The sequence below is a fragment of the Streptomyces sp. JH34 genome (assembly GCF_029428875.1).
Lineage (GTDB): Bacteria > Actinomycetota > Actinomycetes > Streptomycetales > Streptomycetaceae > Streptomyces.
In genome coordinates this window covers 2,222,662-2,235,917 of sequence record NZ_JAJSOO010000001.1, presented here as the reverse complement: position 1 = coordinate 2,235,917, position 13,256 = coordinate 2,222,662, and the positions used below count along the sequence as shown (strand labels likewise).

Genomic DNA, 13,256 nt, shown 5'->3' with positions numbered 1-13,256 from the left:
TCGGGGGACTCGGGCACTCCGAGGGGCGGGGGCCGGAAGGTCCGGGCCCCCGGAACTCGGAGGGAGTGGTGGGAGACGGAGGGGGAGGGGGCGGAGGTCACGCCGGTGCGGCGGCGAGACGCTGGATCGCGGCCATGGGGACCGGCAGCCAGTCGGGGCGGTGGCGGGCCTCGTAGAGCACCTCGTACACCGCCTTGTCGGTCTCGTGGGCGCGGAGAAGCTCCGGTTCGCCACGTGGATCGGAGCCCGCCGCTTCGGCGTAGCCCTCGCAGTACGCGGTGCGGCAGCGAGCCGCCCACTCCGGGTTCCACGGATGGTGCGAGCGGGCCGCGTAGTCGAAGGACCGGAGCATCCCCGCCACGTCACGCACCGTCGGCTGAGGGCTCCGGCGCTCCGGCAGCGGCCTGGCCGGCTCGCCCTCGAAGTCGATCAGAGACCAGAAACCGTCGTCCCCGCACAGGGTCTGGCCGAGGTGCAGATCCCCGTGGACCCGCTGCGCGTCCCAGCCGCGTCCGGTCTCCCCGAGCGCGGCGACGGCGTCGAAGGCGGTCCGCAGGGCCGGTACGTACGGGACGAGCGCCGGGACCGCCTGGGCGGCGGCCTCCAGCCGTTCCACCATCCCGGCCACCAGGTGCTTCGTCCGGTCGTGGGGCAGGGGCGGTGTCGGGAGCGCGGCGGCGAGCGCCGTGTGCACCTCGGCGGTGGCCCGCCCGAGCGCGTGCGCCTCGGGCAGGAAGTCCCGCCCGGCGGCCAGGGCGGCCAGCGCGAGCTGCCAGCCGTCCCGCGCGCCGCTCAGGAACGGCTGCAGTACGCCGAGCGTGAGCGGCTCCGGGCCGGAGGCCGCCTCGAACCAGGCCACCGGGGCGGGTACCCGTCCGCAGCCCTCACGGCTGAGCGCCAACGGCAGTTCGAGGTCGGGGTTGGTGCCAGGGAAGACCCTGCGGAAGATCTTCAGGATGAAGGCGTCCCCGTAGACGAGCGAGGAGTTGGACTGCTCGGTGTCCAGGACGCGCGGGGTGAGGCCCGGGGGGATGGGCTCGGCACGGTCGAAGCGGAGGGGTCCGAGTGACCCGGGGTTACGGAATCGTTCCAGCAGAAGGTCGGCGACGCGCGGGTCGTGCAGTCCCTCGTACAGCGTGCGCCCGGCCAGCGGCCCATCGGCGACCTGGCCGATGCGTGCCCCGGCGAGCCGCTGGGGCAGCGCGGTGCGTACGCCGAGGAGGAGCTGGTAGCAGTCACCCTGGGGATGTGCCTGCCTGCTGTCCGGCTGGTGGACGCGGACGAGCAGGTGGAGCAGCCCGGGTCCCGTGGCCGTGGCGTCCAGGGGCAGTATCTCCGTCGCCGCCACCAACGAGAAACCGGTGACGGGCCGGCCCTTGCCCGCGAACCACCGCTGGCGGGGTACCCACTCGTGGAGCAGTGGGGCGAGTGACGGCAGCAGCGCCGTGGTGCCCGTGGTGCTCGTCGAGTGTCTTCTTGTCGTCTTTCTGGATGTTGTGCTCTTCGCCAGGGCGACTCGAGTGGATGCAGCCTCCGACATGGCATCGCGTCCTTTCCCCGGGCACACCACAGGATGCGAAGAGTGTCCCGGATTGCGGCAATGGCTGTCCGGCTGTGCGGGACGTGTCGGGTGAGGAAAGTCCGTACGGACTTGATCAATAGGCCCGAAGGGCCCGATGGAGCACGGAAGGGCTCGATATGGGGGAGAGTGCCCCGTGCGGGGCGGCGGAAACCGCCCCGCGGGTGGCGCCTCGGCGGTGAGGCGCCGTCAGCCGTCCGTCACCGGCGGTCAGCTGACCGGAGCGTCCTTCCGCAGCCTGAACCAGTAGAAACCGTGGCCCGCGAGAGTCAGCAGGTAGGGCCACTGACCCACGGCGGGGAAGCGGACCCCGCCGATCAGCTCCACCGGATGACGCCCGTCGAAGTCCCGCAGATCGAGCTCCGTGGGCTGCGCGAACCGCGAGAAGTTGTGGACGCAGAGCACGAGGTCGTCCTTGTACTCACGGGTGAACGCGATCACCGCCGGGTTCGAGGACGGCAGTTCGCTGTACGAGCCGAGGCCGAACGCGGGGTTCTGCTTGCGGATCTCGATCATCCGCCGCGTCCAGTGGAGCAGCGACGACGGCGAGGCCATGGACGCCTCGACGTTGGTGACCTGGTAGCCGTAGACCGGGTCCATGATCGTGGGCAGGTAGAGCCGTCCCGGGTCACTGGACGAGAAACCGGCGTTGCGGTCGGGTGTCCACTGCATCGGGGTGCGCACGGCGTCGCGGTCGCCCAGCCAGATGTTGTCGCCCATCCCGATCTCGTCCCCGTAGTAGAGGATCGGGGAGCCGGGCAGGGACAGCAGCAGCGCCGTGAACAGCTCGATCTGGTTGCGGTCGTTGTCCAGGAGCGGCGCCAGGCGCCGGCGGATGCCGATGTTGGCCCGCATCCGCGGATCCTTGGCGTACTCCGCGTACATGTAGTCCCGCTCCTCGTCCGTCACCATCTCGAGCGTGAGCTCGTCGTGGTTGCGGAGGAAGATGCCCCACTGGCAGCCGGACGGGATCGCCGGGGTCTTCGCCAGGATCTCCGAGACCGGGTAGCGGCTCTCGCGCCGTACGGCCATGAAGATCCGGGGCATCACGGGGAAGTGGAACGCCATGTGGCACTCGTCGCCGCCGGCGGTGTAGTCGCCGAAGTAGTCGACGACGTCCTCCGGCCACTGGTTGGCCTCGGCCAGCAGGACCGTGTCCGGGTAGTTGGCGTCGATCTCCTTGCGGACGCGCTTGAGGAAGTCGTGGGTCTCGGGGAGGTTCTCGCAGTTGGTGCCCTCGCGCTGGTAGAGGTAGGGCACCGCGTCGACCCGGAAGCCGTCGATGCCGAGGTCCAGCCAGAAGCGCAGGGCCGAGACGATCTCCTCCTGCACCGCCGGGTTCTCGTAGTTGAGATCCGGCTGGTGCGAGAAGAACCGGTGCCAGTAGTACTGCTTGCGGACCGGGTCGAAGGTCCAGTTGGACGTCTCCGTGTCGACGAAGATGATCCGCGCGTCCGGGAACTGCTTGTCGTCGTCGGCCCAGACGTAGTAGTCGCCGTACGGCCCGTCGGGGTCGGTGCGGGACTGCTGGAACCAGTCGTGCTGGTCGCTCGTGTGGTTCATGACGAAGTCGATGATCACGCGCATGCCGCGCTGGTGCGCGGCGTCGACGAACTCCACGAAGTCGGCGAGGTCGCCGAACTCGGGCAGCACGGCGGTGTAGTCGGAGACGTCGTAACCACCGTCGCGCAGCGGTGACTTGAAGAACGGCGGCAGCCAGAGGCAGTCGACGCCCAGCCACTGCAGGTAGTCGAGCTTGGCGGTGAGGCCCTTGAGGTCGCCCACGCCGTCCCCGTTGGAGTCCTGGAAGGACCGGACGAGTACCTCGTAGAAGACGGCGCGCTTGAACCAGTCGGGATCGCGGTCCTTGGCGGGAGTGTCCTCGAACAGGTCGTGGACAGGCTCATTGACGATCATGGTGTGGGTGACCCTCCGGTCGGCGGGGACGGTCGCAGGACCGCGATGTGCGCCGGTGTCACACCCGGCTCGAGACGCACGTAGAAGGTCCTGCCCCAGTGATAGGTGTCGCCGGTGAGCTCGTCGCGCACCGGCACGCTCTCGTGCCGGTCGAGGCCGAGACGCGGCATGTCCAACGAGACCGTGGCCTCCTGGGTGTGGTGAGGATCGAGGTTGACGACCACCAGAACGATGTCCGAACCGGAGCGCTTGCTGTAGGCGATCAGCGCCTCGTTGTCGACCGAGTGGAAGTGCACGTTGCGCAGTTGCTGGAGTGCCGGATGGCGACGGCGGATCCGGTTGAGGGAGGTGATCAGGGGAGCGAGCGAGCGGCCCTCACGTTCCGCCGACTCCCAGTCCCTGGGCCTGAGTTGGTACTTCTCGGAGTCCTGGTACTCCTCGCTCCCGGGATGCACCGGGGTGTTCTCGCACAGCTCGAAGCCCGCGTACACGCCCCAGGACGGGGACAGCGTCGCGGCCAGCACGGCCCGGGTCTCGAAGGCGGGACGGCCGCCCTCCTGGAGGTAACCCGGAAGAATGTCGGGCGTGTTCACGAAGAAGTTGGGCCGCATGTACGAGGAACTCTCGCCCGAAAGCTCGGTCACGTACTCGGTGAGTTCCCGCTTCGTGTTACGCCAGGTGAAGTAGGTGTACGACTGCTGGAAGCCGACGGCGGCCAGTGTGCGCATCATCGCGGGACGGGTGAAGGCCTCCGCCAGGAAGATCACGTCCGGGTCGGTGCGGTTGACGTCTGCGATCACCTTCTCCCAGAAGACCACCGGCTTGGTGTGCGGATTGTCGACGCGGAAGATCCGCACGCCGCGCTCCATCCAGAACCGCAGGATGCGGACCGTCTCGCGGACGATCCCGGCGAGATCCGCGTCGAACGCGATCGGATAGATGTCCTGGTACTTCTTGGGCGGGTTCTCGGCGTACGCGATCGACCCGTCGGCGCGGTGGTGGAACCACTCAGGATGCTCCGTCACCCAGGGGTGGTCCGGGGAGCACTGCAGGGCGAAGTCCAGCGCGATCTCCATCCGCAGGGTGCGGGCGGCCGCGACGAAGTGGTCGAAGTCCTCCAGCGTGCCGAGGTCCGGATGGACGGTGTCGTGGCCGCCCTCGGCCGACCCGATCGCCCAGGGGACGCCCGGGTCGTCGGCTCCGGGGGACAGGCTGTTGTTGGGGCCCTTGCGGTGGGTGGTGCCGATGGGGTGGATCGGCGGCAGATAGACGACGTCGAACCCCATCGCGGCGACGGCGGGAAGCCGCTCGGCGGCGGTGCGGAAGGTTCCGCCGACCGTCCGGGTGGCCGCCGGCCGCGGGATCTCCGCCGTGACCGCGGGGGTCTTCCTCCGCGTGGCGGCGGCTGATGTCTTGGCGGTCTTGGCGGTCTTCGTGGCCCTCGGCTTCCGGGCGGGCTTCGGGGGAGCCACCGGCTCCTGCCGCACACCCTCCGAGCGAGGGAACAGCTCGTACCAGGAGCCGTACAGGGCACGCCGTCGCTCGACGGTCAGCGGCAGCGGCCGGGACGCGGTGACCAGTTCGCGCAGGGGGTGGCGGCCGAGGGCCTCGTCCACCTCCGCGGTCAGCGCGGCCGCCAGCCGGGAGGCCGCCGGGAGGGACGCGTCGCGCAGTGCGTCGACGGCGGCGAGCACGGCCTCGCGCCCGTCCTTCTTGGGGACTCCCTCGGCGGCGCGGGCGTACAGCTCGGCCCCCTCGTCCAGGACGAGCGCGGTGTCGATGCCTGCGGGGATCTTGATCTGCGCGTGTGCGCGCCAGGTGGTGACGGGGTCGCTCCACGCCTCGACGGTGTACGTCCAGACGCCCTCGGAGCCGGGGGTGACGTCGGCGCCCCAGCGGTCCGTGCCGGGGGCGAGCTCGCGCATCGGCGTCCAGGGGCCGGGCCGTCCGTTCGCGTCGCACAGGACGACGTTGGCGGCCACGGCGTCGTGGCCCTCGCGGAACACGGTGGCGCTGACCTCGAAGGTCTCGCCCGCGACGGCTTTGGCGGGCCGTCTGCCGCAGTCGACGAGCGGACGGACGTCCAGGACGGGAATGCGACCGATCATGGAATCACCTGGGGGTCGGAGCTCGGCATGCACGGCGCGCGACGTGGGCGTGAAGGGCTGACCGCGCGCGCCGCGATGGTGGGGTTGCGTCCTTTGTAGCTGCTCGGTCGTCGGCTGGCGGGCTGTGGGCATGGCCGCTCCTGTCCGCATTCACTCGAATGGCACTCGAATGGCAGGTGCGCGGGCGGTTCGGGCTCGGACCGGGGCACCTGGGATGTGCAGCGCGGGAGTGTTACCGGGGGAGCCTTCCCACCGCTTGCGGGCTGCCGACCCGGCGGTGTGTCAACTCCGCGATGCAACCGGTGCACGCACCGTGGGCCGCGCGCCGGTCCCCCGGCCGCCACGCGGGCACCTCCGCAGCCTTCCCTGTGGTGCGGGGTGCCACAAGTCCGCGAGGGGAGGGGAAATCAGCCATATCGCCCGTGACAGACGGGTACGTAACTGGCGCATCTGGCCCATGGGGCGCCCGGGACCGAAGGTACTGGTGCGGCCCCGGAGACAGGGGTGTTCCAGGAGGCGGCAGGGAGAGGGCGCACACCGTGCAGCGCCCGGGGCGTGGGCGGTCGGCCCGCACCGGGCCGGACCCGGTGACGACGCCCGCGCCGGTCGCGCGCCGTGGCCGAGTGCGACGGCCCGCCGCTGACGTCGAGGGTGACGGAGAGGGCGCCCACCGTCGTGCGTCCCCTCGGATCCGTACGTCCCCTGTAAAGGTGGGATACGTGAAGGCCATTCGTCGATTCACCGTGCGTCCCGTCCTCCCCGAACCCCTGCGACCGCTCAGCGACCTCGCCCGTAACCTGCGCTGGTCCTGGCACACCGAGACCCAAGAGCTCTTCCGTGCGGCCGACCCGGAGGGCCGGCGCCCCTCCGACACCGACCCCGTGCGCCTGCTCGGCACCGTCCCCGCGGCGCGCCTCGCCGAGCTGGCCGGGGACCAGCACTTCATGCGCAGGCTCGCCGAGGTGTCCGAGGACCTGCGGGAGTACCTCGGCGGACCGAGGTGGTACCAGAACCAGCTCGCCCAGGGCGCGGAGCTCCCCGCCGCCATCGCCTACTTCTCACCCGAATTCGGTGTCACCGCCGCCCTGCCCCAGTACTCGGGGGGCCTGGGCATCCTGGCCGGTGACCATCTGAAGGCCGCCAGCGACCTGGGCGTGCCGCTCATCGGGGTCGGCCTGCTCTACCGGCACGGCTACTTCCGCCAGAGCCTGTCCCGGGACGGCTGGCAGCAGGAGCACTACCCCGTCCTCGACCCCAACGAGCTGCCGCTCACCCTCCTGCGGGAGGCCGACGGCACACCCAGCCGGGTGGTGCTCGCCCTGCCCGGCGGCCGCTCGCTGTACGCGTCGATCTGGCAGGCCCAGGTCGGGCGCGTCCCGCTGCTGCTCCTCGACTCCGACGTCGAGGAGAACGCGCCCGGCGAACGCGACGTCACCGACCGGCTCTACGGCGGCGGCAGCGACCACCGGCTCCTGCAGGAGATGCTCCTCGGCATCGGCGGCGTGCGCGCCGTGCGCACCTACTGCAGGCTGACCGGGCACGCGGACCCCGAGGTGTTCCACACCAACGAGGGGCACGCCGGATTCCTCGGCCTGGAGAGGATCAGGGAACTCTCGGAGAAGGGCCTGGACTTCGACGCCGCCCTGGAGGTCGTGCGGGCCGGCGCTGTCTTCACCACCCACACCCCGGTCCCCGCCGGGATAGACCGTTTCGACCGCCAGCTCGTGGCCCGTCACTTCGGCGACGACGGCGAGCTGCCGGGCGTCGGGGCCGAGAAGATCCTGCGCCTCGGCATGGAGACCTACGACGGCGGTGAGCCCGGCCTCTTCAACATGGCGGTGATGGGACTGCGGCTCGCCCAGCGGGCCAACGGGGTCTCCACCCTGCACGGAGCCGTGAGCCGGGAGATGTTCTCCGGGCTGTGGCCGGGATTCGACCCCTCCGAGGTGCCGATCACCTCGGTGACGAACGGGGTGCACGCCCCGACCTGGGTCGCGCCCGAGGTCCTGCGCCTCGGAGCCGGCGCGAGGGACACCACCGGGGACGGGCCGGCCGGGCACCTGGACGCCGTCCCCGACCGCGAGATCTGGGACCTCCGCAGGGGACTGCGTGAGCAGCTCGTCGCCGAGGTGCGCAGACGCCTCCACGCCTCCTGGCGCGGCCGGGGCGCGGGCACCGCCGAACTCGGCTGGATCGACGGCGTGCTCGACCCGGACGTCCTGACCATCGGCTTCGCCCGCCGGGTGCCCTCGTACAAGCGGCTGACGCTCATGCTGCACGACCGCGACCGGCTCCGGGAGCTGCTGCTCCACCCGACGCACCCGATCCAGATCGTCGTCGCCGGCAAGGCCCACCCGGCAGACGACGGCGGCAAGCGGCTCATCCAGGAGCTCGTGCGGTTCGCGGACGATCCCCGGGTGCGCCACCGCATCGTCTTCCTGCCGGACTACGGCATGGGGATGGCCCGGAAGCTCTACCCGGGCTGCGACGTCTGGCTCAACAACCCGCTGCGCCCCCTGGAGGCCTGCGGCACCAGTGGAATGAAGGCCGCGCTCAACGGCTGCCTCAACCTCTCCGTGCGCGACGGCTGGTGGGACGAATGGTTCGGGCCCGACTTCGGCTGGGCGATCCCCACCGCCGACGGGTCCGCCACCGACGAGGAACGGCGCGACGAGCTGGAGGCCAACGCCCTCTACGCGCTCATCGAGGACCGGGTCGCCCCCCGCTTCTACGACCGCAACGCCGAGGACCTGCCCGAGCGGTGGATCGAGATGGTCCGCAGCACCCTGGCCGACCTCGGCCCCAAGGTCCTCGCGGGCCGCATGGTGCGTGAGTACGTCGAAAGGCTCTACGCACCCGCGGCACGCTCCCGCCGGGCGCTGGAGCCCGCGGCCGCCCGCGACCTCGCCGCGTGGAAGACCAGGGTCCGCGCGGCCTGGCCGCAGGTGACCGTCGATCACGTGGAGGCCACCGCCGACACGGTCGTCGGCGGCTCCGCCGAGTTGGGGTCCACCCTCGCGCTCCGCGTCCGGATCGCCCTGGGCGGTCTCGACCCGGAGGACGTCGAGGTGCAGGTGGTCGCCGGGCGGGTCGACTCCGGGGACGCCATCGCGGAGGCCCGGACGTTCCCGTTGAAACCGGCGGGCGGTCACGACCTGGAGGACCGCTGGCTGTACGAGGGGCCGCTCGCCCTCGACCGTACGGGCCCCTACGGCTACACCGTGCGCGTCCTGCCCGCCCATCCGCTGCTCGCCTCGGGCGCGGAACTGGGCCTCGTCGCGGTGCCGAACGCGTCCACGGCCGACGGCGGCGGGATGCTGCTGCGCTGACTCCCTGTGCCCGTGGTGGGCCCGGCGCGTGTCCCGGCGCCGGGCCCACCGGCGTGCCCGGATTCCGTACCGGTCGTCCGGCAGGGGTGTTTTCGCCGCTATCTCGCTAACATGACAGCCTTGATGGCGCTGTCCAGCAGCCACCGACGTGACGAGCGAGGCGTCCGGCAGGACGCGAGTGGAGGTCAGCACGGTGAACGGCGGCGGAGGCCGAGCGAGACGCCTGACCCGTCGGCTGGCCGTGCGGAGCGGCAGCTCCCGCCGACTGCGCAGCCGCCGGACGGAACCCGCACCGCCCCGGGGTGACCGCTTCACCACAGCGTCCCGGATGCGCTGGCTCAACGAGGCGAGCACCCGTATCGGCACGACGCTGGACCTGGAGCGCACGGCCGAGGAACTGGCGGCGTTCAGCGTCCCGAGGCTGGCCGACGCCGCCGCCGTCGACCTGCTGGAGTCCGTACTCCACGGCGAGGAGGGCGAGCGCGTCACCGGCGCCGCCGTGCCCGTCACCCGTGCCATGGCGGTCCGGGCCATCGACGCCCTCGGAGAGCTCGAACCCGCCCCGGTGGGCGAGGTGGTGAACCGGTCGGAGCGCCGCGAGACGCTGCTGACCACCGAGTGCCTCCGCAACGCCAGGCCCGTACTGGTCGGCCGGATGACACCCGGGGACTACAGACGCGTCGCGCCGACGGACAGCGCGGAAGCGGCGATGCGGCGCCAGGGCGTGCACAGCTACATGGCGGTGCCGCTGATCGCCCGCGGTGTCCTGCTGGGCTCCGCGGACTTCGTACGCGCCGGTGACAGCCCGCCCTTCAACCGTGCCGACCTGGAGCTGGCGGGGCAGCTCGCCTCCATGGCCGCCGTGTTCATGGACAACGCCCGGCTCTACGGACGCGAACGCGAGCATGTCGTCTCGCTCCAGCGCTCGCTGCTCCCGCGCGCCACACCGCACACGCCCGGCCTGCGGGTGCACGCCCACTACGCGCCGGCCGTCGACGCGCACGGGGTGGGCGGTGACTGGTACGACGTCGTGGCGCTCCCCAGCGGGCGTACGGCGCTGGTCGTCGGCGACGTCACCGGTCACGGTCTGCCCGCCGCCGCCACGATGGGCCGGCTGCGGACCGTCGCCCGGACGCTCATGATGCTGGACATCGCCCCCGACCGGCTGCTCGCCCGGCTCGACCTGGCCACCCGCGACCTGGAGGACGACCAGGTCGCCACCTGCCTGTGCGCCGTGTACGACCCGGCGGACTCCAGCTACACGATCGCCAGCGCGGGGCACCCGCCGCCGCTGCTGGTGGACGAGGGCGGGACCGCCCGCTATCTCGACGTGCCGGTCGGGGCGCCGCTGGGCGCCGGGGTGATCCCGTACGACCCGCTGCGGGTGCGCGGCCCGGTGGGCGGGCGGCTCGTGCTCTACACCGACGGCCTGATCAAGACGCGCACCGACGACGTGGACGTGCAGCTGGAAGTCCTGCGCGCGTCCGTGGCCGCGATGGCACCCGAGCAGCTGGACAGCGGCGGCCCGCTCACCTCGCCCAGGCGTGACGACGGCCGGTTCGACGAGGCGGTGCTGCTGGTCGCGGGGGGCCACGAGCTGACCCCCGGCGTGCTGTTGCGGGAGTGGGACCTGCCCACGGAGGGCAACCCCGCCTCCACCGCACGCAAACTGGTCACCGAGCAGCTCGCCCGCTGGGAGCTGGCCGAACTGGCCGACGTGACGGAACTGGTGGTCAGCGAGCTGGTCGGCAACGCCCTGCGCTACGGCGGCGGTCCCGGCCGGCTCCGGCTGCTGCTGGACGAGCGCCTCCAGGTCGAACTGGCCGACACCGGGCCGGACCTGCCCCAGATCCAGCACGCCGACGTCAGTGACGAGGGTGGCCGGGGGCTCCAGCTCATCAACCTGCTGTGCCGCAGGTGGGGTTCGTGCCGTACGGAGAACGGGAAGATCGTCTGGGCCGAGCAGAACGTACCCGGCCGGGCCGGGGGCCTGTCCTCCTGACGGCCTTCCTCCGGACACGGGCGCACGGAACGGCCCCGGGGAGCATGCTCCCCGGGGCCGTCCCGTCGTGCCGGTGCGCGATGCGGGCCGACGCCCGTTCAGCGTTGCCGGAGACCGCTCAGAAGGTGAGCTTGACGCTGTTGAAGGTGCCGGTGTCGCCCGAGTAGACGTCCTGGACCTTCAGGTTCCAGGTGCCGTTGGCCACCTCGGACGAGGCGTTGACCGTGTAGGTCGCCACCACGTTGTCCGCGGAGTCGCTCGACGAGGAGTTCTTCAGCCGGTACGCCGTACCGTCCGGGGCGACCAGGTCGAGGACGAGGTCACCGCGGTAGGTGTGCGTGATGTTCACCGCGACCGACAGGGTGCTGGGCGCGTTGCCGGTGACGCCGCTGACGACGACCGGGAAGTTGCTGGTGCTGTTGTCGGCGATCGCCTTGACGGTCGTGTTCTGGAAGACCTTGCCGCCCGGGTCGGTGCCGCCGCCGGGGCGGGAGCCCACGGCGATGGCTGCCCAGGCGTTGGCGACGCCGGCGTACTCGGCGCTCGACGTGCCGTACAGCTCACCGGCCACGGCCAGGGTGCCGGTGCGGGCCGCGGCGTAGTTCGTGGTGGAGGTGAACTTCGTGGTGAGCGCCTTGAACCAGATCTGCAGCGCCTTGTCCCGGCCGATGCCGGTCACCGGAAGGCCGTCGGACGTCGGGGAGTTGTAGGACACCCCGTTGACGGTCTTGGCCCCGCTGCCCTCCGACAGGAGGTAGAAGAAGTGGTTGGCCGGGCCCGAGGAGTAGTGGACGTCGACCGAGCCGAGGCCCGAGTACCACGAGTCCTTGGACGCGCCGTCCTTGCTCGGCTTGTCCATGTAACGGAGCGGGGTGCCGTCGCCGTTGATGTCGATCTTCTCGCCGACGAGGTAGTCGCCCGGGTCGGTGGTGGTGTTGGAGTAGAACTCCACGCCCGCCGCGAAGATGTCCGAGGTGGCCTCGTTGAGACCGCCCGACTCGCCGCTGTAGTTGAGACCGGCCGTGTTGGAGGTGACGCCGTGCGTCATCTCGTGGGCCGCCACGTCGAGCGAGGTGAGGGGCGCGAGGTTGCCGCTGCCGTCGCCGTACGTCATGCAGAAGCAGCTGTCCGACCAGAAGGCGTTGACGTAGCTGTTGCCGTAGTGGACGCGGGAGTACGCTCCGGCCCCGTCACCCTTGATGCCGGTGCGGCCCATGACGTTCTTGTAGAAGTCCCAGGTCTCCGCGGCGCCGTAGTGGGCGTCGGCCGCGGCGGTCTCGGTGTTCGACGCGCTGCCGTTGCCCCAGACGTCGTCGGTGCCGGAGAACAGGGTTCCGGTGCCGGACGTACCGCGGTTCAGGTTGTACGTCTTGTGGTTGCCGCGCGCGGTGTCGGTCAGGTTGTACGAGCTGCCGGAGCCCGAGGTCCCCAGCGTCACCGTGCCGCTGTACTGGGTGTTGCCGGTGCCGGTCTCGATGGCCTGCCACTCGAAGAGCTTGGCGCCGGAGGAGGCGTCCGTGATGACGTGCAGCTCGTTCGGGGTGCCGTCGTGCTGGAGGCCGCCGACCACGGTCTCGTAGGCGAGCTGCGGGGTCCCGTTCGCCGCCCACACGACCTTGCGCGGTGCCTTGCTCGCCTCGGTGCTCTTCGAGCCGTCCGCCTTCGCCGCGGTGAGCGCCTGCTTCTCGGCCGCGGCCGGCGCGACGTCCGCCTTCGTGCCGACGGCCTTCAGCTGGGCGCCGGTCGCCTTCGACGCCTTGGTGACGCCCTGCGTCGCCCCGGACTTCGAGGCGGCCACGACCAGATCGCCGCCGAGGACGGGGAGACCGTCGAGCGTGCGCTCGTAGCGGGTGTGGGTGGTGCCGTCGACGTCCTTGACGACATCGCGGACCACCAGCTCCTCCGTGGCGCCGAGCCCGAGCTCCTCGGCGGTGGCCGCCTTGGTGGAGTTGGCCTCGCGGAGCAGTTCGGCACGCTGGGCGGGGGAGAGCTTCGCGGGGAGCGCGCCGGGATCGGCGCCCTTCACCGCGGCGGCGGGGGCCGCCGTCGCGCCTTCGGGCGCGGCCGATGCGGCGCCGCCCTGCATTCCGACGGCGAGGAGTGCTGCTGTGGCTATCAGAGCGCCGGTCGCGGTGGCACGACGGCTGTGCGTGAATCTCACGCGGACTCCTTCTGCGAAGGGGGCTACGGCCGACTGGGTGAGTCGGCCGGGCAGAGCAGGCGATGCGTGGAACGGGGGAAGAGTGCCAGCCGGAGCGTGCGCATGTCAGGACCGCGTCAACATATTGGCCGGAAGTCGTCCGTTGCCGGAAATGCCGTGT

General features: G+C 71.3%; 6 protein-coding genes. 2 read left to right on the top strand and 4 right to left on the bottom strand.

The window, feature by feature from the left end; translation table 11 throughout:
* Nucleotides 1-97 precede the first annotated feature (97 nt).
* From LWJ43_RS09585 to LWJ43_RS09575, 3 genes are all read right to left on the bottom strand, one after another.
* The gene (locus tag LWJ43_RS09585) at nucleotides 98-1,540 is read right to left on the bottom strand and encodes a maltokinase N-terminal cap-like domain-containing protein (protein ID WP_277331867.1); all 1,443 of its coding nucleotides are present in this window, start codon (nucleotides 1,538-1,540) and stop codon (nucleotides 98-100) included.
* Nucleotides 1,541-1,789: 249 nt separating this feature from the next.
* Entirely contained in the window at nucleotides 1,790-3,496 is a 1,707-nt protein-coding gene (gene treS, locus LWJ43_RS09580; RefSeq protein WP_277331866.1) for a maltose alpha-D-glucosyltransferase, read from the bottom strand.
* Entirely contained in the window at nucleotides 3,493-5,604 is a 2,112-nt protein-coding gene (locus tag LWJ43_RS09575; protein ID WP_277331865.1) for an alpha-1,4-glucan--maltose-1-phosphate maltosyltransferase, read from the bottom strand. Before LWJ43_RS09575 ends, treS begins: the two co-directional genes overlap by 4 nt.
* A gap of 719 nt (nucleotides 5,605-6,323) precedes the next feature.
* On the opposite strand from LWJ43_RS09575, the gene glgP reads away from it, so the two are divergent.
* Nucleotides 6,324-8,933 carry an alpha-glucan family phosphorylase gene (glgP, locus tag LWJ43_RS09570; RefSeq protein WP_277331864.1) on the top strand — a complete coding sequence of 870 codons (2,610 nt, stop codon included), beginning with the start codon at nucleotides 6,324-6,326 and terminating at the stop codon, nucleotides 8,931-8,933.
* Between the two features lie 193 nt (nucleotides 8,934-9,126).
* Nucleotides 9,127-10,935, top strand: a complete 1,809-nt coding sequence (locus LWJ43_RS09565; protein WP_277335848.1) for a SpoIIE family protein phosphatase — start codon at nucleotides 9,127-9,129, stop codon at nucleotides 10,933-10,935.
* A gap of 118 nt (nucleotides 10,936-11,053) precedes the next feature.
* Here LWJ43_RS09565 and LWJ43_RS09560 read toward each other — a convergent pair whose 3' ends face one another.
* Entirely contained in the window at nucleotides 11,054-13,096 is a 2,043-nt protein-coding gene (locus tag LWJ43_RS09560; protein WP_277331863.1) for a M4 family metallopeptidase, read from the bottom strand.
* Nucleotides 13,097-13,256: the final 160 nt, after the last annotated feature.